We start from the raw sequence: 24,851 nt of genomic DNA, 5'->3' as shown, positions 1-24,851 counted from the left end.
GCAGCAAATAATTTGTTGAGAAAAGCATGGCGAAAGTACAGGTTGGACTGGTGCAGATGAGTTGCACCAGTGATAAACAGGAAAATTTAAATAAAGCGATTGTAAAAATCCGTGAGATTGCCGCACAAGGTGCACAGGTAGTGTGTCTTCAGGAGCTCTTTACTTCTTTATATTTTTGTGATGAAGAAAACTACGACAACTTCAAGTTGGCGGAATCCATACCGGGACCATCAACAGACATCTTGTCTAAAGTAGCTGCTGAACTGAAAGTAGTTATTATTGCTTCTCTTTTTGAAAAACGAGCAGAAGGACTTTACCACAATACTACTGCCGTACTGGATGCCGATGGAACTTATCTCGGTAAATACCGGAAAATGCATATCCCTGACGATCCTGGATTCTACGAAAAATTCTACTTCACACCCGGAGACCTTGGCTACAAAGTATTTAAGACCAAATATGCAAAAATCGGTGTGCTAATTTGCTGGGATCAGTGGTATCCTGAAGCAGCTCGCATCACTGCCTTAATGGGAGCCGACTTCCTGGTTTATCCTACCGCTATAGGATGGGCGACTACACAGGATGAACAGACCAATAACGAACAATATAATGCATGGCAAACCATACAACGTTCTCATTCTGTAGCCAATGGGATCCCTGTCGTGAGCATCAATCGTGTAGGAGAAGAAGCAGGTGTAGAATTCTGGGGAGGTTCATTTGTTTCCAATCCTTTTGGAACTGTCATCTACCAGGCGCCACACCATGAAGAAACTTTAAAGGTGGTAGAATTGGATTTATCGAAATCTGATAGCTACAGAACCCACTGGCCATTCCTTCGCGACAGAAGAATAGATAGTTATTCGCAAATCACTAAAAGGTATATTGACGAAGATTAAGAACAGGGAATGTCATCATTTAACGAAGTAATATTCAACAATAGCCCCAAAAAAAAGGGTTATAGCTTTCCCGCAGAATGGGATAGGCACGAAGCAACCTGGCTCAGCTGGCCGCATAAAGAGGCTTCATGGCCAGGAAAAATTGAAACCATCTATGCTCCTTACTGTGAATTTATCAAGGTTGTAGCTAAGGGAGAAAAAGTCCGCATCAACATCAACGATGAGGCTACCAAGGCTTTTGCTATTGCAGAATTAGAAAAAGCCGGTGCGGATCTGAGCCAGATTGAGTTTCATTTCAATTCGAGTAATGATGCCTGGTGCCGGGATCATGGACCCGCCTTTCTCTTGGGCAAGTCCGGTACTGAAAAAGCCGTAGTAGACTGGGGTTACAATGCGTGGGGCGGGAAATATCCACCTTACGATCTGGACGATATCATTCCTACAAAGATTGCACAACATTTCAATCTACCGGTATACCATCCAGGCATTGTGATGGAAGGCGGATCTGTGGAATTTAATGGTGCAGGTACAATTCTAACTACCACGGCGTGTCTGCTCAATGAAAATAGAAATCCTGAACTGAATAAGGAACAGATCGAACAATACTTACTTGAATTCTATGGTGCTGAACAGGTGCTTTGGCTTGGAGACGGAATTGTAGGGGATGATACCGACGGACATATTGATGATATTACACGTTTTGTAAATGAAGATACTGTACTGACCGTTGTAGAAAGTAACCCTCTGGATGAAAACTACCATCTGCTGCAGGAAAATCTGGAAACATTGAAGACGCTACGTCTAAAGGATGGCAGATCATTAAATATAGTTGAATTGCCTATGCCTTCGCCAGTAATATACGAGGATACCCGTTTGCCTGCTTCATATGCCAATTTCTATATTGCCAATGCCGCAGTCATCGTGCCGACTTTCCGGGATGTGAATGATCAGAAAGCGCTGGAGATCATCCGAAGTGTATTTCCTGACCGCGAAGTGGTAGGAATAGATTCTACAGATATTATATGGGGACTGGGAAGTTTCCACTGCCTGAGCCAGCAGGAACCGGCCACAAAAAACATATAGATAACCATACTAACAAATTAGATGAAATTATTAGCAGGAAAAACAGCGCTGATCACAGGTGCGTCGAAAGGAATAGGCCGTAAGATTGCCGAGAAATTTGCAGAACAGGGCGCCAATGTTGCATTCACTTACCTGTCCTCAGTAGAAAAAGGCCAGGCACTGGAGACAGAATTGCAGGCTTTCGGTACCCAAGTAAAAGGCTATCGTTCAGATGCTTCAAAATTTGCTGAAGCAGAGCAGCTGATCACAGACATTGTTGCTGACTTTGGCGCATTAGATATCGTAGTGAACAATGCAGGAATTACCAAAGATGGTCTTTTAATGCGCATGAGCGAAGAGAATTGGGACGAGGTGATCAATGTTAACCTGAAGTCTGTATTTAACGTATCTAAAGCTGCTTCTAAAGTAATGATGAAGGCACGCAAAGGATCCATTATCAATATGAGTTCCGTAGTTGGTGTACAGGGCAATGCTGGTCAGGCCAATTACGCTGCATCCAAAGCGGGAATCATTGGCTTCTCTAAATCGTTGGCAAAAGAGCTGGGTTCACGCAACATTCGTACGAATGTGATTGCACCTGGCTTCATCCGTACAGAAATGACAGAGGTGCTTGACCCCAAAGTGGTGCAGGGATGGGAAGAAGGCATCCCCCTGAAAAGAGCTGGAGACACGGAAGATGTAGCTAACGCTTGCCTATTCCTGGCTTCCGATATGAGTGCATACATTACCGGACAGGTATTATCTGTATGCGGCGGTATGCTATAAGAACCATTATCTCAAATACAGGAAGGGGGGATGAGTTTTCATCCCCCCTTTTTATTTTCATGCTTAAATAAAAAAGCTCCGATGATCAGATCACCAGAGCTTTTACATTATACAAGAAGGTCTTCTTATTTTTTTAACAATCCAGCCATTGCTGCGCCGATCTCTGCAGGACTTTCTACTACAGTAATCCCGCATTCCGCCATGATCTTCATCTTGGCAGCAGCGGTATCTTCTGCACCACCTACAATAGCACCAGCATGCCCCATTCTACGGCCTGCAGGAGCAGTTTGTCCAGCTATGAACCCTACTACTGGTTTAGTACCATTTTCTTTGATCCAGCGTGCTGCTTCAGCTTCCATACCACCACCAATCTCACCGATCATGATGATACCTTCTGTCTCAGGGTCATTCATCAACAGTTCTACTGCTTCTTTAGTAGTTGTTCCAATGATCGGGTCACCACCGATACCAATCGCTGTAGTGATGCCTAATCCTGCTTTTACCACTTGATCTACGGCTTCATAAGTAAGTGTACCTGATTTGGAAACGACACCCACCGTACCTTTTTTGAAGATGAAACCTGGCATGATACCAATTTTAGCCTCATCAGCAGTGATCACCCCCGGACAATTAGGACCGATCAAACGGCAGTCTTTGTCGGATATATATTCTTTCACCTGGATCATATCCTTTGTAGGAATACCCTCAGTGATACAAACAATTACTTTGATTCCAGCTTCAGCAGCTTCCATGATGGCATCTGCAGCAAAAGCTGGGGGAACGAAAATAATAGATACATTGGCGCCGGCCTGATCGACCGCATCCTTCACAGTATTGAAAACTGGTTTTTCCAAGTGAGTCTGGCCACCTTTTCCTGGGGTAACACCGCCAACAACGTTTGTTCCATACTCGATCATTTGAGAAGCATGATAAGTACCCTCGTTTCCTGTAAAGCCCTGAACTATAACTTTTGAATCTTTATTTACTAAAACACTCATGTATCTTTATTTTTTTGTGCAAACTTAGAGAAAAGAGCTTAGCATTCCAGAACATTTTTAAAAAAAATGCAAAGAATTACGTAATATGATTAAGACAATTTCTTATCTCCACTCCTTACTTGCAGAATCCGGATCAGTTCATCGGCAAAGAGTGTGGCTGAACGTTTGCGATAAACACCTTTCTGCCACAATACAAAGGCCTGTTTGTAGTATTCTTTCCCAGCAATGAGGATGGCTATCAGGTTTTCCCAGGTAAGAATTGCCTTTTCGTTGATGATGGTAGCCCATTGACCCTCATCTACCATAGAAAGTAGTGAGTGTACATCATTCATTTCGATCTTTATCAAGGGTTTGATATTCCGCTCACTAAACAGTTGATTGAGTAGATCACGTGAGCTGAAGCCTTTACTTGGCAAAATAAGCTCAACTTTGCCCAGTTCTGAAAGGGAAATCTTTTTCATACTGGCTAAATGATGCCTTTTTGAAACAACCATCATAATTCTGGAAGAAAATAAAGGCTCCATCTCAAGTCCTGTGTTGTCTGATTGGTCATGAAACGCGAGTATTACATCCAGATCAGCTAGCTTCAACTGCTGTTCCAATTCACCAGCAGTACCATATTCCACAATGATTTTGATTCCGGGATATTTGGCGCTAAATGGAGCCAGGGCGGGTAATAACATCGAACTGAAGGCATAGGTCACACCAATCTTCAGTTCGCCACTAACCATATCGTTGAGTTCCTTGATTGCCTCTTTAGACTTTTTCACATCACGCATTACCTGTTGGGCATGGTTCAAGAACACTCTTCCAGCTTCCGTCAGCCTAATCTGCTTACCTACCCGGTCAAACAATTGCGTCCCAAGCTCTTCTTCCAATTGCTTGATCTGCTGGGAAAGCGTCGACTGTGTCACAAAACTAGCTTCTGCCGCATGTGTAAAATGCAACATTTCTGCTGCCTTAATGAAATATCCCAATCGCCTAAACTCCATAACACGAAATAATCAATCGTTAAAACTAATCAATATCATTAAAACAATCAATTTTACCACTATCTATTTTATGCCGATTTTTGTATCATCAATTCAAAATACATGTTCAGATCTTTAAAATACCGCAATTTCAAACTCTTTTTTTATGGACAATCCATTTCCCTTGTAGGTACCTGGATGCAAAAGACGGCGGTTAGCTGGCTGGTATATCGGCTTACCGAATCAGCAATGCTCCTTGGAACGGTTGCTTTCGTTAGCCTGATCCCTTCGCTCCTCCTTTCCCCATATGCAGGAAGCCTGATTGACAGACACAACAAATATAAAATATTGGTGATCACCCAGATCATTTCTATGTTACAGGCAGGAGCATTGGCCGCAATTATTTTTTTCGAATACTATAGTATTCCCGCGATTATTGCTTTAAGCTTACTTCAGGGGGTCATTAATGCATTTGATGTAACCTGCCGTCAATCTCTCATGGTAGATATGGTGGAAGAAAAGTCAGACCTACCCAACGCAATCGCACTCAATTCAACAATGACCAATCTGGCAAGAATCATTGGCCCTGCTATTGCTGGCGTTATACTTAGCACTTTCGGAGAGGACTTCTGTTTTATCGGCAATTTCCTAAGCTACATCCCTGTACTCGGCTGTCTATTTTTGATGAAACTAAATGTTACCCTCAGCCCCAGTTCTCAAAAAAGCATCTGGACAGAATTGGAAGATGGTTTTAAATATATTTCCGGAGACAAGGAACTGAGCAGCATGCTGGTTATGATCGGAATCAGCAGCCTTTTTGTGATTCCTTTCAATACGCTTATGCCGATCTTTGCAAAAGACCTCTTCAAAGGAAATGCAGGAACGTTCAGTTGGTTTGAGAGTGCCGCAGGCTTTGGTTCTGTCCTCAGTGCCATGTATCTGGCTCAGTTGAAATCTGCTAAACCACTCACAAAGATTGTAATTATAGCCAGCGTCATTTTCGGTTTTAGCCTCATCCTTCTGGCCTACTCTTCAATACTATTACTCGCATTATTCTTTATGGGTCTAAGTGGGTTAGGCATGATGGCACAGACTTCTGCAATCAACACCTACATACAGACGCACGCAAGTCCTGAGATGAGAGGAAGGGCAATCAGCTACTATGTGATGGCCTATCAGGGCATGATCCCAATTGGCAGTCTGCTGATCGGCTGGACAGCACATGCATTCGGACCCCGACATGCTGTAGGAATTGCCGGGCTGACCGGGATACTCGCAGCGGTATTATTTGTATTGTATAAAGCGAGAAATACTAAAAATTTCCATATGTTTATACAACATGAAACCACTTAACATCTATTTTCGCATCAGTCATGTCGGCAATGAGAAATTCCTTAAAACTAAACATGAGGTGAACAACCTTATTGTAGACATCATTAATAGAAATCCAAGCAAATCGGCAACGGAACTTCGCGAAATCGTTATCCAGGAATTCAAAACAGATGAAAAAGCACAACAGATACTGACCACAAACAGTCGTTTTTTTATAGACAGCATCATCGATATTGAAGCGGTGATTACTTACCTACCCAGAGAGGTAAAAACTGAAGAGCAGTTTTATACCCAATGGAGATACGTCCAGAAATCCACACCTTACCGGCTAGTCCAATATCTGGATGAAAACAAAGTTGTGGTCTATAGTGAAAAGACTAAAGTGCTGCACACGGTAAAATTGGATAAAGATATTATAATTGTGGCTGACGAAAACGTGTAACTATTTTTTCAGTTTAGAAAGGTCTTTGATCCGGATGTTCTTAAAATCTACTGGCTGACCTTCGCTTTGCAGTGCAATGAAACCGCTGCTCAGTAGTTTACCGTCGACTTTTATCTTGGGATCGTAACCATTAGCTACACCACCACCTATCTGTGGCTTGGAATATTGCAGCACCGTATCACCATTGATGATGTGCTTAATCAATGAATCTCCAAGAACAATGAGCTCCCCTTTTACCCATTGCTCACCATCGTAAGTTTTTGAACTCGAATTGATGCAATGATCTGCGGCGATTTTGCCCTGATATACCACATTTGTACCAGGTGAACACATATTTCCAGTCGGTCTTGGTTTACCGTCTCCTAGACCCGCCAACAATTGCATTTCAATTGAAATTGGCCAGTCCTGTTCTTTGAGCATCGTCCTGGGATCCTGGGAGTGAAACATTACACCGCTATTCAGCAGCGTATAACTTGGCGCACCTTTTTGCAGTTTGCCCACAAAGCGATATTCAAATTTAAGATGATAATAGGAATAAGGGGTTTTATAATACAAATGGCCGAACTGATCGTTAAAATCGTCATATTGATCATAACGTATTTTTATGATGCTATCCTCAACCCTAAAAGTATTTCCAAAGTTCTCCCCGACTTCATGATGATAGATTTTGACGAACCAATCGTTGATATCCTTTCCATTAAACAGCTGTTTCCAGCCCTTATCTTCAGCAGAAGCACCTACATTCTGTTTGAGGCCGCAACTGAAAAGAGTAAGACCAGAGATCAGGAGGGCAAAAAAAGCATTTTTCATGAGCTAAATTTTGGTTTGCGCTGCAAAATACAGTTTTCTACCACATTCTGCTGATCAAAAATTCATTTTATATTACCGGAAATTCACCCTTCATCGACTTTCAGCCCTGAGGAATTGAACTGCAAATCGTACAGTTTTTTATAGTAGCCATTTAATCTCAACAATTGCTGATGAGTTCCCATCTCCTTGATTTCTCCTTTATCCAAAACCAGAATCTGGTCAGCCTTTTGAATTGTCGACAAGCGGTGGGCGATGACGATAGAAGTGCGTCCCTTCATCAGATTTTCTATGGCACGCTGGATGAGCATTTCAGTTTCCGTATCTACAGAAGATGTTGCTTCATCCAACACCAGAATGGCCGGATTATAAACAAGTGCACGGATAAAAGAGATCAGTTGTGCTTGTCCCGCCGACAGCGTCGCCCCTCTTTCCATGACGTTATAGTGATATCCGCCGGGAAGTCTTTCTATGAATTCATGCGCGCCAACCTTTTTTGCAGCATCCACTACCTCTTCCATACTGATATCGGGATTGTTCAGTGTGATGTTGTTGAAGATGGTGTCTGAGAAGAGGAATACGTCCTGAAGCACTGTAGCTATATTGCTGCGCAGGTAGTTTAATTCATAATCCTGAATGCGGGTTCCGTCAATGCAAATTTCCCCTCTACCGATTTCATAGAAACGATTCAAAATATTGATTGTTGAAGACTTTCCAGCACCTGTAGCCCCTACAAGCGCAATGGTTTTGCCAGCATCCACCCGGAAAGAAATATCTTTCAATACATAATTCTCATCATTATAGGCGAACCATACATTTTGAAAAGAAATAGCACCATTCATAGCCACTGGTGCCAAAACGCCATCGTTAGTGGTCACCTCATCTGTGTCCAGCACCTTAAACACGCGTTCTGCCCCCACCATACCCATCTGTAGGGTATTGAATTTATCTGCAAGCTCACGGATAGGGCGAAACAGCATACTGATGTAAAGTATAAATTCGGCAATTGTACCCGGACTCACCTCCATGGGCTTTTCCAGGATGCTTTTTGCTCCATACCAAACCAGAAGTCCGAGCGACATGGCCGATATAATTTCAACCACCGGAAAAAAGATCGAATAATACCAGTTCGAGCGGATATTTGCATCGCGGTAAAGCGCGTTGATCTTCACAAATTTACGATACTCCTGCTCCTCACGTGCAAAGTACTGGATAATAGAAATACCAGTAATGTGCTCCTGCAGATAAGTGTTCAGATTGGACACCTGTGTTCGAATTTCCTGAAAGGCTGATTTAATGGCTTTTTGAAATACAGAAGTAGCAACGATAAGTAAAGGCATAGGCAGTAATACGACCAACGTAAGCGCCCAATCCCTATATACCATTACGGCAATGATAACGATCACCATCAGTATATCCCCTATGATAACGATAAGCCCCTCAGAAAAGATTTCAGCTATGGTTTCCAGATCTGATACTGTCCTGGTGATCAGTTGTCCAATTGGTGTATTGTCGAAATATTTGAGTCTCAATTGAGTGATATGGTTAAACACATTAATACGCAGATCGCGGATAGCGGATTGGCCTAATGTATTAGTCAGGTAAGTATGACTGAACTGGATCAATGCCTGAAGTACAAGCATTACCAACATCAGAATAGTCATGGACAGGAGACCGGAGTAATTATCCTTCATGATATACTGATCTAGCGTGTACTGAATTAGAAAAGGCCTTACCGGTGCGATCAACGCCAGTAAAATTGTGAGCACAATGGACCAGGCAAAGATATTTCTATACGGCTTTACATACAGAAAAACTCTTTTCAATAAACCTACATTAATGGCATCTCCGGTTATTTTAGACATAGATTAGGTTACAAAGGGGTAAACTACATTCACAAGGTACAAACCACAGGCAGGCACGGATTGTCCGGCACTGCTTCGGTCTTTACTGGCAATGACCGCTTCGAACTGCTCCATATCAATTTCACCTTTGCCGATCCGCACCAATGTACCGACGATAGCACGGACCATGTTGCGAAGAAACCTGTCCGCGCGTATGGTAAATATAAGTCCATCCTCTTTTTGCTCAAAATATGCTGCCGTAATTTTACAGTTATTGGTAAAAGTTTGTGTATTGGATTTACTGAAACAAGAAAAGTCAGTATGATCCATCAACCTTTCCGCAGCAGCATTCATGGCATTGATATCGAGTTCGCCTTTAAATAACCATGAGCGCTCCAGTTTAAAGGGATCTTTATGAAAGTGGATGTAGTAGTTATAAGCTCTTGCTGTAGCATCAAACCTCGCATGTGCATCGTTATGCACCTCAAAAACACGCTTAATAGCAATCTGGTAAGGCAGTAAGGAATTGATCCCTGTTAAGCAACGCTCGGGGTCCGGTCTCTTTTCGGGATTAACTTCGAGATCGAAATGTGCGTAGAATTGCGTGGCGTGTACACCAGAATCCGTTCTTCCGCAACCCAAAGTGACCACTGGCTGTCTGAAATAAACTGACAGCGCATTATCCAGGCATTCCTGCACAGTAATGGCATTGGGCTGTATCTGCCAGCCATGGTACCCGGTGCCGTTATAAGACAATTCTATAAAGTAACGTTGTGTGCTCAAGGCTACAAATTTATCTTTTTTAAATCATATATCAGATTGCTTAGTTTAGGCCTTTTGATATCTTTGTTAAAATTATTGAATTGATATGATACAGAGAATACAATCGATTTGGCTGCTGTTGGCAGGCCTTACTATTTTATTGTTGTTGGTATTACCTCCAGTAACCTTACCTGCCGATGCACCTGAAGTTCCCAGACCATCTACACTACTACTGATCGCAAATCTGTTTATCGCTTTATTGAGTTTACTCAACATTTTCAATTTCAAAAACAGAAGCCTGCAAAAAAATCTCATCCTGCTAAATATTGTGCTTACCCTCGCCCTTTGTGCCTGGATCTTCGTTACCTTCCGGGATTTTCCTGGTGGTCTGGAGGATGTAAAACCTTCGATAGGCGCATTCATGCCACTTCTGAGCATCATCTTTTCAGCACTCGCTTACCGTGGAATTAGACGGGACGAGCAATTACTTAGGTCTGCAGATAGGCTCAGATAATTAATTGCCTCATTTTTATTTAGTTACACTTCTATAAAATGCCAATTATTAACCGTACCTTTGCGGCTTAATAAATTATATTACATGATAAACCCATTTAGTAAATTGGGGATAAGTGATGACGTTGTTAATGCCGTAAAGGATTTAGGTTTCGAAAATCCAACACCTATTCAGGAACAAAGTATTCCTGTGCTGTTAGAGGGCAATAACGATTTTGTTGGTTTGGCCCAAACAGGAACAGGAAAGACAGCCGCATTCGGTTTACCTCTGTTAGAATTGATCGATTTTAAAAGCAACAAGCCTCAGGCGCTAATTTTGTGCCCTACGAGAGAGCTGTGCTTACAGATTACGAGCGACATCAAAAATTTCTCCAAAAACATCTCTGGTGCTAATGTCGTTGCCGTTTACGGTGGCGCAAACATTATGCAACAGCTGCGTGAAATTAGGATCGGTGTACAAATAGTAGTGGCTACACCGGGCCGCATGTTGGACATTATCGGCCGTAAGGCGATAGATTTCAGTAACGTGAAGTATGTAGTACTTGACGAAGCTGATGAAATGTTAAACATGGGCTTCCAGGAAGACATCAACGACATCTTGTCGACAACTCCTGATGACAAAAAAACATGGTTATTCTCTGCTACTATGCCTCCTGAGGTTAGAAGGATAGCTAAAAATTACATGGACTCTCCTGTAGAGCTTACCATGGGAACAAAAAATACCGGCAACGTAAATATCGAGCACGAATATTATACTGTACGTGCTAGGGATAAATACGCAGCACTAAAACGTATTGTCGATTTCAACCCTGAGATTTTTGCAGTAGTTTTCTGTAAAACTAAACTGGACACCCAGGACGTAGCGGAGCACCTCATCAAAGATGGTTACAATGCTGATGCATTGCACGGAGACCTTTCGCAACAACAACGCGATAAGGTGATGCAACGCTTCCGGGACCGTAACATGCAATTGCTAATTGCTACTGATGTTGCCGCCCGTGGTATTGACGTAAACAACGTGACACACGTAATCAATTACTCTTTACCTGATGAAATTGAGAGTTACACCCACCGTAGTGGTCGTACCGGACGTGCTGGTAAAACCGGTGTATCTATCTGTATTGTCAACTCTAAAGAGATTGGCAAAATACGTCAGATTGAAAGAATCATAGGAAAACAGTTTACAAAAGCAGAATTGCCAACGGGCTTTGATGTTTGTGAAAAACAACTGTTTGCCCTGGTACACAAAGTGCATAATGTTGAAGTGAACGAAGCACAGATTGAGCAATACATCCCACGCATCATGGACGAATTTGCCGAACTGAGCAAAGAAGAAGTGATCAAACGTTTTGCTTCCTTAGAATTCAACCGCTTCTTAGAGTACTATAAAAACGCACCGGACCTGAACTCTTCAGGAGACGATCGCGGAGAACGCGGAGAGCGTGGCGAAAGAGGTATGAGAAGTAGCGAAGGTTACACACGCCTGTTCATCAACCTCGGTTCAGTAGATGACTTTACCCGTGGCGATTTACTTTCTTTCGTTTGCAATAACGGAAAGATCAGCGGCAAAAGCATAGGCAAGATCGACTTGAAAGGTGTGTATTCATTCTTTGAAGTAGAAAATGCTACTGTAGAATCTTTATTCAATAACTTTAAAGGTGTCGAATTCAACAACCGTGGAGTGAGGATCGAAAAAACAGCTGACGGTGATGGCGCTGGTCGTAGCCGTGGTGGCTTTGGCGGTGGCGAAAGAAGAGGCGGTGGCGGTTATGCTGGTAGACGTGATGGCGATAGAAGAGCTGGAAGCGGCAGACGTGAAGGTGGGGAACGCGGAAATAGCGGCGGTGGTTTTAGAGATTTCTCTGGAAGAAGCCGTGAAGACCGCGGCGGATCTGGCAGACGCGAAGGTAGCAGCGACAGAAAACGCAGATCTTAGTTTTTAAGATTTCAAAATAAGAAAAGCCCTTTAGCATAGCTAAAGGGCTTTTCTATGATTTAAGGTTTAGGCCTGTCTTTAATTTCTGAAGCTTTCAAGTAGATCTTTGCACCTTTCTTATTGATATAATATTTCTGGTTCTTACCATCTATATATACATTGGAACCATCAGGCGCCATTTTACCTTTAAAGGTCTGGTCCACTACCTTAGCACCACCTTTTACTGCAACCTCAGCGGTCTTATTTCCTACTTTAGTCGCTGTTTTACCGATTGCTTTTCCTGTTTTGTCGATAGACTGTCCTACCGTTTCTTTTTTCTTTTCCTGAGCTTTTCCCTCGTCGAGTACTGTTGCACTCATTGCCAGCACCAGCAGTCCTGCTAAATATTTTGTTTTCATAGCTTTAATGTTTGCCAATAGAACAAGTGCTGCATTGCTTTTGTTTGCTAATTCAGCTGCTCGGTCAGTAGGCGCATTTCGATCTGGGGCGCGTGTTTTTCGTAAAGAATGGCATAGACCGCCCTGCTAATTGGCATATCTACTTTGTACTTTTTATTGATATGGTGCATACACTTTACTGCATAATACCCTTCCGCAACCATATTCATTTCTAACTGTGCTGATTTCACAGTATAGCCCTTTCCAATCATATTCCCAAAGGTACGGTTTCGGCTAAATTGCGAATAAGCTGTTACAAGTAGGTCGCCCAGATAAGCAGACTCTTTAATATCTCTGGAAATAGGATGTACAGCTTCTACAAATCGTTTAATCTCACGAATAGCATTGGAAATCAGAACAGCCTGAAAGTTATCTCCATAGCCCACACCATGACAGATACCACTTGCCACCGCATAGATGTTCTTCAACACCGCTGCATATTCAGTCCCAAAAATATCGTCAGAAACATTTGTTTTAATATAGCGGGTATTTAACAGGTCTGCAAAGGTCTCTGCCAGGGAAACATCCATAGAGGCTATAGTGAGATAGGAAAGCTTCTCAAGCGCAACTTCTTCCGCATGGCAAGGTCCACTGATCACGACAATATCTTCAAATGGGATTCCATATTTCTGATTCAAAAACTCTCCAATTATGAGGTTTTCATCCGGTACAATACCCTTGATTGCAGAGATGATCTTCTTTCCTTTGAGCTGATCAGCAGTGATAGGTGCCAGGGTTTCCTTTAGGAAGGCGGCAGGCACATTCAAAAGGATATAATCTGCTGCGCTAACGATCTTCTGTATATCGCTGGAGATACGGTCTGCAGGAATCCTAATCTCTACAGAACTCAAATAATTTGGATTATGCCGGTACTTACCAATATGCGAGATCGCTTCTGAACTCCTCATCCACCAGTAAATTTCTTTGGCTGTAAAATTATCAGAAAGCATCTTTATGATCGCAGTAGCCCAACTACCGCCACCAATCATCGCAACTTTAGGTGTCATAGTATCTTAATAAAAAAACCCGGTTTAATGTTTTAAACCGGGGCAATTTACTTATTTAAAATGACTGATCTTCTTTACTTTTTATTTAGGGGCAGCAAAGAGTTGATCTTTAGTGGTTTTTTCTACCTTCATATCTTCTTTTAAACGGTTTTGAATAGCCGAATATGGCCCCGTTACCACTTCTTGTCCAGCTTTCAATCCGGTTCTGATAACGATATATTGGTCGTTTTGGATACCTGTAGTTACTTCCGCTTTTTTCACAACCCCGTTATTGAACAGCCATACATATTGCTTAACGGTCTTATCAGTTAACTTCGATTTTTGCTTATCTGCATTTTCGTCACTGTCGTTTTTATCCTGTTTGTCCTTCGCCTTGTTCTTATCTTCAGTAAATACAGACTGGATTGGAATAGCCATTCCTTTTACAGACTCACTCTCAATATCAACTGTTGCTGACATGCCCGGCCTGAAAGGAGACGGAAGGTCTTTTGCTCCACCTTCGACACCGCTGTAAGATTCTGCCAGGATACGTACTTTCACAATGAAATTGGTCACCTGATCTACACTCGTTGTCGTACCCACATCTTTCGATGAACTGGCAATCTCTGTGACCACACCTTTAAATTTTTTATCTGCGAATGCATCTACCTCGATATTGGCCTTATCACCAACATTTACACGGTTGATGTCATTTTCGTTTACATCTACGTTGACCTCCATGGAAGAAAGGTTGGAAATTCTCATGATCTCTGTACCAGCCATTTGCGCTGTCCCAAGGATTCGATCACCAAGTTCCACAGATAATTTGGAGATTACACCGTCTACCGGTGCAAAGATTGTAGCTTTAGCCAGATTTGCACCAGCCTCCTGCACATTCGCTCCCGTCTGCGCTAATTGAAACTTGGAAGCTGTATAGTCTTCTTTTGCCCTTCCCAAATTGGTCTTGGCAGTGAGATAAGCTGCCTTTGCGGCATCAAATTCCGACGCTGAAATCACTTTTTTACCAAACAATTCTACATTACGTTTATAAGTTGCTTCAGCATTCACAAAGTTTGCCTGATTCTGCTCCAGTACTTGTTTAGCCCCTGCCACACTAGCTCTTTGAGAACTGTTGGAAGCCACTGCACGGTCGTATCCCGACTTCAACACATCCGGACGCACCTTAATTAGCAGTTGTCCTTTCTTAACAACATCACCCTCTTTCACTAACAGTTCTGTTACCTCACCCGACACTTCGGAACTCAGCTTCACTTCCGTTTCCGGTTGAATCTTTCCGCTAGCTGTGACCGTTTCTATTACTTCTCTTTCCTGCGCTTTTTCTATCGTTACCTTTTCCGTTTTTTCCCCACCAATGAGGCCGGTCAGTTTTGCGACCACCAAGAGTGCAATCAGGACACCGACAATGATCAATATGGTTTTTAATTTCATGTATACTTTATTTTAATGGTATGTGTTATTCTTAAAAGGCAATCTGTTTGCCCAGATAATAGTCGATCACTTTCGCTTTAAAGAGCAGATCATATTTTGCCCGGATCATATCAATCTCAGCTTTATTCTTGTTCGTTTGCGAAGTACTGTAGTCGAGCGCATTTACCAGTCCAACGTTATAACGCTGCTCAATTACAGAAAAAGCTTCTTTCCTGGCTGCAAAAGTTTTTGAGGTTGATTCGAAAGTACTTTGGGCAGCCTTTAAATCAGCCACAGCCTGATAAATCACTTTATTTAGATTATTCTTTGCCAGCTGCTCCTCAGTCTGATTTTGCATCAGCGTGATCTTCGCCCTTCTTACAGTTGTCCTGGTTCTAAAACCATTGAATATTGGAATCTGCAAACTAAACCCAATATTCTGGCCGAAGTTATCCTTCAATTGATCTTTAAAGCGATAAGTTTCTGTGAGTTCTGTGAACATTGCTGTCATCACCTTTTCCCCGCTGGCTGTATAGCCAATTTCACGCTCTCCATTAGGCACTACCCCCAACAGGGTCTTTCTGCCACTGGAATAATTGGTATTGAAACCCGCTCCTAAAGATAGACTTGGGTAATAACTGCCCTTAGCCAGGTCAACAGCTTTTCTAGCTGCTTCTGTACGGATGGATGCCAGTTTGATATCTGGAAACAATGCCAGGGCTTGCCCGTAGACATCCTCAGGACTGTATACAGCAGCAGTTCCATTGAAACTGGAAACATCTGGTGGTTTCACTTCATATTGTGTAGCCGAAGGAATGTCCATCAACTGTGCGAGCGTGATATATGAGATGGTTAATGCATTTTCTGCTGTTGTCACATCTAGCTCCGCCGTAGCTACAAGCGACTTAGATTCTGCCAAATCAGCTAAGGTCTTGTTACCCACATCCAGCAATTCCTGTTGCTGCGTCAGTTGCTGCTTGGCCACTGCCAATTGCTGACGTGCTGCGACCAAAAAATCCTTGTTGTATAAGATTTGCATGTAGGAAGTAATGACCTGGAGCACGAGGTCGTTCTTTACCTTCTCTGTATATGTCTTGTCTGCATCCAGCAATAGTTTGTTCTGTTTGATCTGGTTCAGTTTCTGAAAGCCCTGAAACAGATCCACACTTGTAGAAACACCACCATTAAAAGAGGAGAACTGCTGACTGCTGAAGGACTGAGTGGAAGGATCCAGGCTTCGCCCGAAGTTCACATTGTAACTTCCATTTCCGTTCAGTGTTGGAAAAAGAGAAGCTTTGGACTGCTTTAAATTTTCATCCGATAAATTTTCACTTAACCGGGCCTGCTTGATCTGCAGGTTATTATTTAGCGTATTTTCTATGGCCTGCTGAATGGTAATGACCTCCTGGGCCGAAGTACTTTGTGAAAGACCAAGGGAAAATAACAGACACGAAACCAGCGCCAGCCGCTGGATCTTACTATTAGGGATAGTTCTTATCATAAATTTTTGGAGCGCTTTGCTCATAATGGTTTCACAATATTACTATAAACTTTACTACTTTTGAACATGTACCTGGTAAAATCACCACGCTTATTAAAATGGTATTATCCCTCGCTTACCTGGAACCAATCCAGAGATCATAAAGTCATTTATCTGACCTTTGACGATGGACCCATACCCGATGTTACAGCCTTTGCGCTAAAAACATTAAAAAGCTTCAACGCGAAGGCAACTTTTTTCTGTATTGGAGACAATATCCGAAAATACCCGAAACTCTTTGACGCGCTTAAAGAAGAGGGCCACAGCATTGGCAACCATACCTTCAATCACCTCAGCGGATGGGCCACACCAGATGAGCGCTATCTTGAAAATTTCATTCAATGTCAGGAGCTTACTAAAACCAAACTTTTCCGACCACCTTACGGACGTATCCGAAAAACGCAAATTAAAGCCCTTCGCAATTTACAACCTGATCTTCAGATCATCATGTGGGATGTCATCACTGGGGATTTTGACCCCAACCTTTCACCTGAAAAATGTTACAGGAACGCAATTAAACATACTACCAATGGGTCAGTTGTCGTTTTTCACGATAGCTTAAAAGCATTCGATAGGTTGGAATACGCACTTCCCCGCTTTTTACAGTATTTTACAGATAAAGGTTTTACATTTTCAGCGCTATAGTCCTAAGTGATGGCGACATCAGTCAAATGGTAGATTTTTTTGTGTCGATTTACACTAAAAAATAGACCCGATAAGCTAAAATCTTTTATAAAGGAAATCACCGGTAATACGAGTACAAAACAAGTCTTATAATTGCAGTTTAGAATAATTCCAAATTACTTAATCGCCTGCCTAAATTGGACTTAAAGGTTGTTTTTTGCTACTTTTGTTTCGAGTAAAAAATTGTTTTTTTGTTCAAAAACCACAAATTGATACGCTAAAAACAGTATTCTTTTTGTGAAAAGCGCATAGCGGTTTTGATACACAAACTTTTCGCAGAAAATAAACAACCCAAGATGAGTATTTATAACAATTATATCCAGGAGATTGAAGATAGAAAAGCCCAAGGTCTTCACCCTAAACCTATCGATGGAGCTGAGTTATTGAGTGAAATCATCACTCAAATCAAAAGTGTAAACAATTTTAACAGAAAAGATTCTGTTAATTTTTTCATATACAATACCCTACCCGGCACGACCGCTGCTGCTGCTGTAAAAGCAGAATTTCTAAAAGAAATTATCTTAGGCGAAGCAGTTGTTGCAGAAATTACGCCAGATTTCGCTTTCGAATTATTGTCTCACATGAAGGGTGGGCCATCCATCAAAGTTCTATTAGACATCGCATTGGCTGACAATGGCGACAACGCTAAAAAGGCCGCAGACGTCCTCAAGACGCAAGTTTACCTGTACGATGCCGATACAGATCGTTTAAAAGGTGCTTACAACAATGGTAATGAGATCGCTAAAGAAATATTAGAGAGTTATGCAAATGCTGAATTTTTCACCAAACTTCCTGAAGTAGCAGAAGAAATCAAAGTTGTAACTTTTATCGCTGGTATTGGAGATATTTCTACGGATTTATTGTCTCCGGGTAACCAGGCACACTCACGTTCAGATCGTGAATTGCATGGCAAATGCATGATCACTCCTGAGGCTCAGGAGGCAATTCAGGCATTGCAAGCACAACATCCTGATAAAAGTGTGATGTTGGTGGCTGAAAAAGGCACGATGGGTGTAGGTTCTTCCCGCATGTCGGGTGTTAACAATGTTGCACTTTGGACAGGAAAAAAATCCAGCCCATATATTCCATTTGTAAATATTGCTCCAATTGTTGGAGGTACGAATGGTATTTCTCCAATTTTCCTAACCACTGTTGATGTAACCGGTGGTATAGGTATCGACCTTAAAAACTGGGTTAAGAAAACAGATGAGAATGGCCATGTTATTCGTAACGAAAAAGATGAGCCAATTTTAGAGGAAGTTTATTCTATTGAAACTGGAACGGTTCTTACGATCAATACGAAGACTCAGAAATTATACAATGGTGATCAGGAGCTCATTGATATTTCAAAAGCACTGACCCCTCAAAAAATGGAATTTATCAAAGCCGGGGGTTCCTATGCTATCGTATTTGGTAAAAAAATTCAAACTTTTGCAGCTAAAACTTTAGGCATCGAAGCACCAACAGTGTTCGCACCAGCAAAGGAAGTATCTATCGAAGGCCAGGGTTTAACAGCTGCAGAAAAAATATTCAATAGAAATGCTGTGGGTCTGACTCCAGGTAAGGTTTTACATGCTGGTTCTGATGTTCGTGTAGAAGTAAACATTGTAGGTTCTCAAGATACTACAGGCTTAATGACTGCTCAGGAATTAGAGGCGATGGCTGCTACAGTTATCTCTCCGATTGTTGATGGCGCTTATCAATCAGGCTGCCACACTGCATCCGTTTGGGACAAAAAAGCACAAGCAAACATTCCTAAATTGATGAAATTTATGAATGACTTTGGCGTAATTACTGCGCGTGACCCTAAAGGAGAATATCATGCAATGACAGACGTTATTCACAAAGTATTGAATGACATCACCATCGATGAATGGGCAATCATTATAGGTGGCGACTCCCACACACGTATGTCTAAAGGTGTAGCTTTCGGTGCTGATTCCGGTACAGTAGCATTAGCATTGGCAACTGGTGAGGCTTCCATGCCAATTCCGGAGTCAGTAAAAGTTACTTTCAAAGGTGAAATGAAACAGCACATGGATTTCCGCGATGTTGTTCATGCCACACAATTACAAATGCTGCAACAGTTTGATGGCGAAAACGTATTCCAGGGCCGTATCATCGAGGTACACATTGGTACATTACTCGCAGATCAGGCCTTTACCTTTACGGACTGGACCGCAGAAATGAAAGCAAAGGCTTCTATCTGCATTTCTCAGGATGATACCTTAATCCAGTCTTTAGAAATTGCTAAACACCGTATTCAAATCATGATAGACAAAGGTATGGACAACCATAACCAAGTGCTTCAGGGATTGATCAATAAAGCAAACAAACGTATCGAAGAAATTAAAACTGGTATTAAGCCAGCATTAATGCCGGACAATAATGCGAAATACTATGCGGAAGTAGTTATTGATTTAGATTTGATTGAAGAACCAATGATTGCCGATCCGGACGTAAATAACGCAGACGTTTCGAAACGATACACCCACGATACCATCAGAGATTTGACTTTCTATGGCGGCGATAAAAAAGTGGACCTTGGTTTCGTAGGTTCTTGTATGGTGCATAAAGATGACTTGAAAATCGTATCTCAAATGTTGAGAAATGTAGAGCATAAAACCGGCACTGTATCATTCAAAGCTCCATTGGTTGTGGCTGCTCCAACTTACAACATCATCGATGAGTTAAAAGCAGAAGGCGATTGGGAATACTTACAAAAATATTCTGGATTTGAATTCAGCGATGCACTACCTAAAGGCACAGCAAGAACTGAATATGAGAATATCATGTACCTGGAGCGCCCAGGTTGTAACTTATGCATGGGCAATCAAGAAAAAGCAGCTAAAGGTGATACTGTAATGGCTACTTCTACACGCTTATTCCAGGGTCGTGTGGTGGAAGATCGGGAAGGTAAAAAAGGAGAGTCTTTGTTGGCTTCTACACCAGTAGTTGTTCTTTCTTCAATCTTAGGGCGCATTCCAAGCATTGAAGAGTACAAAGTAGCAGTAGAAGGAATCAACTTAACAAAATTCAGCCCGATTTCTACTAAACAATAAGCAACAAATAATTACATATTTTGCTAAACATACTGATGGCTATCCGACATACCGGATAGCCTTTTTTATGCAATAGCTTTTATAGAATAGTTTTAAATAACATAATTTGACAATTCTCAAAAACAACTCAGTCAAAAATTGTTTAATTTAGTTAGCATTACTAACAATAAATAATTAAAAAAATAAAGCATGGCTTTTGATATAGAAATGATCAAAAAGGTGTATGCAAACTTCGGCCCTCGCGTAGAAGCGGCCCGTAAAGTTGTAGGCAGACCCTTAACACTTTCAGAAAAAATACTTTACACCCACCTGTGGGACGAAAATCCAGGTACCGCGTATGTGAGGGGTACGGACTATGTAGATTTTGCTCCTGACCGTGTGGCCATGCAAGACGCTACTGCACAAATGGCTTTATTGCAGTTTATGCAGGCTGGCAGACCTCAAGTTGCCGTTCCTTCTACTGTACATTGTGACCACCTCATCACCGCCAAAAATGGCGCAGCCATCGATTTACCTGCGGCAAATACGGAAAGTAAGGAAGTATTCGATTTCCTGGCTTCAGTGTCCAATAAATATGGCATCGGGTTCTGGAAACCAGGTGCAGGCATCATTCACCAGGTAGTACTGGAAAACTATGCTTTCCCTGGCGGGATGATGATCGGTACCGACTCGCATACGGTTAATGCAGGTGGTTTGGGTATGGTGGCTATTGGTGTAGGCGGTGCAGATGCCTGTGATGTGATGGCAGGCTTGCCATGGGAACTAAAATTCCCTAAACTGATTGGTGTAAAACTGACAGGCAAACTGAACGGCTGGACTTCAGCTAAAGATGTGATTCTTAAAGTTGCCGGTATATTAACTGTAAAAGGTGGTACGGGTGCTATTGTTGAGTATTTCGGCGACGGTGCGACCAGTATGAGCTGTACGGGTAAAGGTACGATCTGCAACATGGGTGCAGAGATTGGCGCTACCACTTCTACTTTCGGTTATGATGAAAGCATGGAGCGCTATTTACGCGCTACAAACAGAGCTGATGTTGCTGATGCCGCTAATGAAGTAAAAGAACACCTAACCGGTGATGCTGAAGTATATGCAGAGCCTGAAAAATACTTCGATCAGCTGATCGAAATCAACTTATCTGAACTGGAACCTTACCTGAACGGGCCTTTTACTCCGGATTTAGCTACTCCGATTTCCAAAATGAAAGAAGTTGCTGAAGCAAACGGATGGCCGTTAAAAGTGGAATGGGGATTAATCGGCTCATGTACAAACTCTTCTTATGAGGATTTGTCAAGGGCCGCTTCCATCGCGCAACAAGCGATTGACAAAGGCCTGACTACAAAAGCTGACTTTGGTATCAATCCTGGTTCAGAGCAGGTTCGTTACACTGCAGACCGTGATGGCTTACTAGGTACCTTCGAAGACCTGAATGCCACAATCTTTACCAATGCCTGTGGACCGTGTATCGGTATGTGGGACAGGGTTGGTGCCGAAAAACAAGAAAAAAACACCATTGTACACTCCTTCAACAGAAATTTTGCCAAACGTGCCGATGGTAATCCCAATACTTTTGCCTTTGTAACCTCACCGGAGATCGTTGCTGCGATTGCCATAGCCGGCGATTTGGGCTTCAATCCGTTAACTGACACCCTGACCAACAATAAAGGTGAACAGGTTAAATTAGACCCACCAAAAGGCGATGAATTACCAGTAAATGGTTATGCTGTTGAGGATGCTGGATTTCAGGCGCCTGCGGCAGATGGTTCCGGGGTTCAGGTCTTGGTATCCCCTACCTCAAGCAGGTTACAGTTACTTGATCCTTTTGCTGCATGGGAAGGCACCGACCTTAAAGGCTTGAGGTTATTGATCAAAGCCAAAGGTAAATGTACTACAGACCACATCTCCATGGCTGGCCCATGGTTGAAATTCCGCGGTCACCTGGACAACATTTCCAACAACATGCTGATCGGCGCGGTCAACTATTACAATGAGAAAACCGACTTTGTTAAGAATGCCCTGACAGGTGAATACGGTCCGGTTCCCGCTACTCAACGCGCATACAAAGCTGCTGGTTTAGGTTCTATCGTCATCGGCGACGAAAACTATGGTGAAGGATCAAGCCGCGAGCATGCAGCTATGGAACCTCGTCACCTGGGTGTACGTGCTGTACTGGTTAAATCATTTGCCCGTATTCACGAGACCAACCTGAAAAAACAAGGGATGCTGGGACTTACCTTTGCCAACAAAGAAGATTACGATAAAATCCTTGAGGATGATGTAATTGACATCAATGGACTAACTACCTTCGCTCCTAATGCGCCCCTGACATTGGTCTTGAACCATTCAGATGGAACCAGGGAAGAGATCAGTGTAAATCACAGTTACAATGCACAGCAGATTGAATGGTTTAAAGCAGGTGGCGCTTTAAACATCATCCGCAGAGAAGCCGCTGCTAAAAATGTATAATTAATATTGATATATATCAAAACTCCCGCCTTAAAGCGGGAGTTTTTTTATGCCTTAAAATTCATATTCACAATTAAAGCAATGATGAGTCTTCTTTGCCCGAAAGGGATAGACCATCAGTAAAATCGAAATAACTGTAGTAAAGATGCCAAACCGGTTTTTCGTCGCTTGTACGTATCCCACATCCCTCGAGCCACAATTTGGACATACTTCTTCCGTTCTGGACTCATCCGGGATTTTTATGGGTGTCTCGTCAAATTCAGCAACTTCTTCAGCCAGCGGAATTTGTACATCCTCATCCTGAAGAATACTTCTTGCAATGGCAACATCCCGTTCAAACAAATGGAGTCTTACGCCACCGAGTGCCTGATTATAAAGTGGGTTTACTGCAATTGTATTTTCATCGGTAAGAAAACATTGAATGCCGCTATCTATGAGTCGCTCTTTGATGATACTTGCCTCTATAGGATTATAATAGGTTTCAAAAACTACGATTTTATCCATTTTGGTTAGTTGTGTTAAGCGTGATCATCAATATACAAAAAAATTAGTGTTTCAAAAAATCCTGAAACCAATATCCGGAATCTTTGATCGTTCGCTGTTGTGTTTTAAAATCGGTATGCACCAAACCAAAACGTGCATTGAAACCCTCCGCCCATTCAAAATTATCCATCAACGTCCAGGCCATATAACCTGAAATGTTTAAGCCCTCTCGTTTTGCTTTGAGCAGTGCAGTCAAATATGCTTCGAAATAGTTGATACGCTCCTGATCATGTATCTGACCATCCTGCAATTTATCTATATAGGCCGCCCCATTTTCTGTGATCATCAGTTTCCGCACGCCAGGATATGCCGCGAATTGTTTGATGATGTTGTAAAAGCTATCCGCATTTACTTCCCAGCCCATCGCCGTATGTGGTTTCTTTCTACTTTTTGCCTTTACTTCCCACGCTTGTACGACGGGTACAAAAGCGTTGTACTTGATCGTTATGGGGAAATAATTCTGCAAACCAATGAAATCAAAATCGAAGGTCAGCCGTTCAGTATGCCTCCAGGTCGAATGCTGGATTGCAAACTTCTCCATGACTTCCCAATCAGTTCCCGGATATCCCATACCTAGAGCAGGTTCTATAAATAAACGGTTCACCAGACAATCCACATGCTTTGCCGCCCTGAGATCGGCCTCACTTTGTGTATAGGGGATAATTTCTGAACACGAATAAGTGGTGCCAATATACGCTTGCGGCACTTCGGCCCGCAGGATTTTTCCTCCGTCAGCCTGTGCAATTGCCGTGTGGTGTACCGCGGAAAAGAAATTAGAAAGCCCGGTCTTACCTGGTGCATGGATGCCCAACATATAACCCAGGGAGGTAAAGCCGAAAGGCTCGTTGAGCACAATCCAATTTTTTACTTTATCTCCATACTCCTTTCCACATAGCGTCACAAATTCATTGAAAGCATGGTTCACCGCATAGGTCGTCCAGCCGCCCTCCTCTTCAAGGGCTTCCGGCAGATCCCAGTGATATAGCGTAATGTAAGGAACCAAGCCATTCTTCAGGCAGGTATCTATGACCTCATGATAAAAACGTAAGCCTTCCCGGTTGACCATTCCTGAACCTAGTGGCAATACCCGGGACCATGAGATCGAAAACCGAAAAACTGAGAAGCCCAGGGCTTTCACCATTGCGATATCCTCCTTATAGCGGTGGTAAAAATCGCAGGTCATGCCTGTGTGATGCCCCTTCTTGATCTTACCGGAGCGTTTGGAAAAGGTATCCCATATAGATGGTCCTTTGCCGTAGGTATCGGCAGCCCCCTCTATCTGCGCAGCCGCAACTGCCAATCCCCAGGAAAAATCACTACCAAAATCAGATGCTTTAATCATGTAGATCTATTTAA

General features: G+C 42.5%; 21 protein-coding genes. 10 read left to right on the top strand and 11 right to left on the bottom strand.

Annotation, left to right across the window (positions count from 1 at the left end):
- Positions 1-26 precede the first annotated feature (26 nt).
- From WAE59_RS16625 to fabG, 3 genes are read left to right on the top strand one after another with little or no spacing between them, the layout of a single operon-like run.
- The gene (locus WAE59_RS16625) at positions 27-896 is read left to right on the top strand and encodes a carbon-nitrogen hydrolase (protein WP_337857096.1); all 870 of its coding nucleotides are present in this window, start codon (positions 27-29) and stop codon (positions 894-896) included.
- A gap of 9 nt (positions 897-905) precedes the next feature.
- Entirely contained in the window at positions 906-1,979 is a 1,074-nt protein-coding gene (locus WAE59_RS16620) for an agmatine deiminase family protein (protein WP_337857095.1), read from the top strand.
- A gap of 21 nt (positions 1,980-2,000) precedes the next feature.
- Positions 2,001-2,744 carry a 3-oxoacyl-[acyl-carrier-protein] reductase gene (fabG, locus tag WAE59_RS16615; protein WP_337857094.1) on the top strand — a complete coding sequence of 248 codons (744 nt, stop codon included), beginning with the start codon at positions 2,001-2,003 and terminating at the stop codon, positions 2,742-2,744.
- A gap of 125 nt (positions 2,745-2,869) precedes the next feature.
- On the opposite strand, the gene sucD is transcribed toward fabG, so the two are convergent.
- Both sucD and WAE59_RS16605 read right to left on the bottom strand, forming a co-directional pair.
- The gene (sucD, locus tag WAE59_RS16610; protein ID WP_337857093.1) at positions 2,870-3,742 is read right to left on the bottom strand and encodes a succinate--CoA ligase subunit alpha; all 873 of its coding nucleotides are present in this window, start codon (positions 3,740-3,742) and stop codon (positions 2,870-2,872) included.
- An 89-nt stretch (positions 3,743-3,831) separates the two neighbouring features.
- A complete protein-coding gene (locus tag WAE59_RS16605; protein ID WP_337857092.1) occupies positions 3,832-4,734 on the bottom strand; it encodes a LysR substrate-binding domain-containing protein in 903 nt (300 codons plus the stop codon).
- 102 nt (positions 4,735-4,836) lie between these two features.
- Here WAE59_RS16605 and WAE59_RS16600 point away from each other — a divergent pair, with 102 nt between their 5' ends.
- Complete coding sequence (locus WAE59_RS16600; RefSeq protein WP_337857091.1) at positions 4,837-6,066, top strand: MFS transporter; 1,230 nt, start codon at positions 4,837-4,839, stop codon at positions 6,064-6,066.
- On the top strand, positions 6,053-6,487 hold the full coding sequence (locus WAE59_RS16595) for a hypothetical protein (protein ID WP_337857090.1): 435 nt from the start codon (positions 6,053-6,055) through the stop codon (positions 6,485-6,487). Before WAE59_RS16600 ends, WAE59_RS16595 begins: the two co-directional genes overlap by 14 nt.
- On the opposite strand, the gene WAE59_RS16590 is transcribed toward WAE59_RS16595, so the two are convergent.
- The 3 genes from WAE59_RS16590 to truA all read right to left on the bottom strand — a co-directional run bounded on the left by WAE59_RS16590 (position 6,488) and on the right by truA (position 9,921).
- On the bottom strand, positions 6,488-7,297 hold the full coding sequence (locus WAE59_RS16590; RefSeq protein WP_337857089.1) for a 3-keto-disaccharide hydrolase: 810 nt from the start codon (positions 7,295-7,297) through the stop codon (positions 6,488-6,490).
- A gap of 83 nt (positions 7,298-7,380) precedes the next feature.
- Complete coding sequence (locus WAE59_RS16585; protein ID WP_337857088.1) at positions 7,381-9,159, bottom strand: ABC transporter ATP-binding protein; 1,779 nt, start codon at positions 9,157-9,159, stop codon at positions 7,381-7,383.
- A gap of 3 nt (positions 9,160-9,162) precedes the next feature.
- Positions 9,163-9,921 carry a tRNA pseudouridine(38-40) synthase TruA gene (truA, locus tag WAE59_RS16580; protein ID WP_337857087.1) on the bottom strand — a complete coding sequence of 253 codons (759 nt, stop codon included), beginning with the start codon at positions 9,919-9,921 and terminating at the stop codon, positions 9,163-9,165.
- Between the two features lie 85 nt (positions 9,922-10,006).
- On the opposite strand from truA, the gene WAE59_RS16575 reads away from it, so the two are divergent.
- Positions 10,007-10,414 carry a DUF4293 domain-containing protein gene (locus tag WAE59_RS16575; protein WP_337857086.1) on the top strand — a complete coding sequence of 136 codons (408 nt, stop codon included), beginning with the start codon at positions 10,007-10,009 and terminating at the stop codon, positions 10,412-10,414.
- Between the two features lie 84 nt (positions 10,415-10,498).
- A complete protein-coding gene (locus WAE59_RS16570) occupies positions 10,499-12,349 on the top strand; it encodes a DEAD/DEAH box helicase (RefSeq protein ID WP_337857085.1) in 1,851 nt (616 codons plus the stop codon).
- Positions 12,350-12,408: 59 nt separating this feature from the next.
- Here the strand turns inward: WAE59_RS16570 and WAE59_RS16565 are convergent, their stop codons facing one another.
- The 4 genes from WAE59_RS16565 to WAE59_RS16550 all read right to left on the bottom strand — a co-directional run bounded on the left by WAE59_RS16565 (position 12,409) and on the right by WAE59_RS16550 (position 16,701).
- The gene (locus WAE59_RS16565; protein ID WP_337857084.1) at positions 12,409-12,747 is read right to left on the bottom strand and encodes a hypothetical protein; all 339 of its coding nucleotides are present in this window, start codon (positions 12,745-12,747) and stop codon (positions 12,409-12,411) included.
- A gap of 47 nt (positions 12,748-12,794) precedes the next feature.
- Entirely contained in the window at positions 12,795-13,793 is a 999-nt protein-coding gene (locus tag WAE59_RS16560; protein WP_337857083.1) for an NAD(P)H-dependent glycerol-3-phosphate dehydrogenase, read from the bottom strand.
- Between the two features lie 81 nt (positions 13,794-13,874).
- Complete coding sequence (locus WAE59_RS16555; protein WP_337857082.1) at positions 13,875-15,221, bottom strand: efflux RND transporter periplasmic adaptor subunit; 1,347 nt, start codon at positions 15,219-15,221, stop codon at positions 13,875-13,877.
- Between the two features lie 31 nt (positions 15,222-15,252).
- The gene (locus tag WAE59_RS16550; protein ID WP_337857081.1) at positions 15,253-16,701 is read right to left on the bottom strand and encodes a TolC family protein; all 1,449 of its coding nucleotides are present in this window, start codon (positions 16,699-16,701) and stop codon (positions 15,253-15,255) included.
- Positions 16,702-16,767: 66 nt separating this feature from the next.
- Here WAE59_RS16550 and WAE59_RS16545 point away from each other — a divergent pair, with 66 nt between their 5' ends.
- The 3 genes from WAE59_RS16545 (at position 16,768) to WAE59_RS16535 (ending at position 22,952) form a co-directional block, all read left to right on the top strand.
- The gene (locus tag WAE59_RS16545) at positions 16,768-17,385 is read left to right on the top strand and encodes a polysaccharide deacetylase family protein (protein ID WP_337857080.1); all 618 of its coding nucleotides are present in this window, start codon (positions 16,768-16,770) and stop codon (positions 17,383-17,385) included.
- 335 nt (positions 17,386-17,720) lie between these two features.
- On the top strand, positions 17,721-20,486 hold the full coding sequence (locus WAE59_RS16540) for a bifunctional aconitate hydratase 2/2-methylisocitrate dehydratase (protein WP_337857079.1): 2,766 nt from the start codon (positions 17,721-17,723) through the stop codon (positions 20,484-20,486).
- 189 nt (positions 20,487-20,675) lie between these two features.
- Positions 20,676-22,952: an aconitate hydratase gene (locus WAE59_RS16535; RefSeq protein WP_337857078.1), complete on the top strand. Its 2,277-nt coding sequence runs from the start codon at positions 20,676-20,678 to the stop codon at positions 22,950-22,952.
- 54 nt (positions 22,953-23,006) lie between these two features.
- Here WAE59_RS16535 and WAE59_RS16530 read toward each other — a convergent pair whose 3' ends face one another.
- Positions 23,007-23,456 (bottom strand): putative signal transducing protein, encoded by a 450-nt coding sequence (locus WAE59_RS16530; RefSeq protein ID WP_337857077.1) that lies wholly within the window; start codon positions 23,454-23,456, stop codon positions 23,007-23,009.
- Between the two features lie 43 nt (positions 23,457-23,499).
- Positions 23,500-24,837 (bottom strand): GH1 family beta-glucosidase, encoded by a 1,338-nt coding sequence (locus WAE59_RS16525; protein WP_337857076.1) that lies wholly within the window; start codon positions 24,835-24,837, stop codon positions 23,500-23,502.
- Positions 24,838-24,851: the final 14 nt, after the last annotated feature.

Origin of the sequence: Pedobacter sp. GR22-6 (assembly GCF_037402555.1) — a bacterium.
Classification (GTDB): Bacteria; Bacteroidota; Bacteroidia; order Sphingobacteriales; family Sphingobacteriaceae; genus Pedobacter.
Note: the sequence above shows the minus strand (reverse complement) of the source record. Positions and strands in the feature narration are given on the sequence as shown.

What these genes read in the sequence shown, in the direction of transcription:
- WAE59_RS16565 (WP_337857084.1), bottom strand. Translation starts at nt 12,747, where the DNA reads ATGAAAACAAAATATTTAGCAGGACTGCTGGTGCTGGCAATGAGTGCA.
- WAE59_RS16575 (WP_337857086.1), top strand. Translation starts at nt 10,007, where the DNA reads ATGATACAGAGAATACAATCGATTTGGCTGCTGTTGGCAGGCCTTACT.
- WAE59_RS16625 (WP_337857096.1), top strand. Translation starts at nt 27, where the DNA reads ATGGCGAAAGTACAGGTTGGACTGGTGCAGATGAGTTGCACCAGTGAT.
- WAE59_RS16570 (WP_337857085.1), top strand. Translation starts at nt 10,499, where the DNA reads ATGATAAACCCATTTAGTAAATTGGGGATAAGTGATGACGTTGTTAAT.
- WAE59_RS16545 (WP_337857080.1), top strand. Translation starts at nt 16,768, where the DNA reads ATGTACCTGGTAAAATCACCACGCTTATTAAAATGGTATTATCCCTCG.
- WAE59_RS16540 (WP_337857079.1), top strand. Translation starts at nt 17,721, where the DNA reads ATGAGTATTTATAACAATTATATCCAGGAGATTGAAGATAGAAAAGCC.
- WAE59_RS16585 (WP_337857088.1), bottom strand. Translation starts at nt 9,159, where the DNA reads ATGTCTAAAATAACCGGAGATGCCATTAATGTAGGTTTATTGAAAAGA.
- WAE59_RS16595 (WP_337857090.1), top strand. Translation starts at nt 6,053, where the DNA reads ATGAAACCACTTAACATCTATTTTCGCATCAGTCATGTCGGCAATGAG.
- WAE59_RS16605 (WP_337857092.1), bottom strand. Translation starts at nt 4,734, where the DNA reads ATGGAGTTTAGGCGATTGGGATATTTCATTAAGGCAGCAGAAATGTTG.
- WAE59_RS16525 (WP_337857076.1), bottom strand. Translation starts at nt 24,837, where the DNA reads ATGATTAAAGCATCTGATTTTGGTAGTGATTTTTCCTGGGGATTGGCA.
- WAE59_RS16600 (WP_337857091.1), top strand. Translation starts at nt 4,837, where the DNA reads ATGTTCAGATCTTTAAAATACCGCAATTTCAAACTCTTTTTTTATGGA.
- WAE59_RS16535 (WP_337857078.1), top strand. Translation starts at nt 20,676, where the DNA reads ATGGCTTTTGATATAGAAATGATCAAAAAGGTGTATGCAAACTTCGGC.
- fabG (WP_337857094.1), top strand. Translation starts at nt 2,001, where the DNA reads ATGAAATTATTAGCAGGAAAAACAGCGCTGATCACAGGTGCGTCGAAA.
- WAE59_RS16590 (WP_337857089.1), bottom strand. Translation starts at nt 7,297, where the DNA reads ATGAAAAATGCTTTTTTTGCCCTCCTGATCTCTGGTCTTACTCTTTTC.
- WAE59_RS16560 (WP_337857083.1), bottom strand. Translation starts at nt 13,793, where the DNA reads ATGACACCTAAAGTTGCGATGATTGGTGGCGGTAGTTGGGCTACTGCG.
- WAE59_RS16555 (WP_337857082.1), bottom strand. Translation starts at nt 15,221, where the DNA reads ATGAAATTAAAAACCATATTGATCATTGTCGGTGTCCTGATTGCACTC.
- WAE59_RS16530 (WP_337857077.1), bottom strand. Translation starts at nt 23,456, where the DNA reads ATGGATAAAATCGTAGTTTTTGAAACCTATTATAATCCTATAGAGGCA.
- WAE59_RS16620 (WP_337857095.1), top strand. Translation starts at nt 906, where the DNA reads ATGTCATCATTTAACGAAGTAATATTCAACAATAGCCCCAAAAAAAAG.
- sucD (WP_337857093.1), bottom strand. Translation starts at nt 3,742, where the DNA reads ATGAGTGTTTTAGTAAATAAAGATTCAAAAGTTATAGTTCAGGGCTTT.
- WAE59_RS16550 (WP_337857081.1), bottom strand. Translation starts at nt 16,701, where the DNA reads ATGATAAGAACTATCCCTAATAGTAAGATCCAGCGGCTGGCGCTGGTT.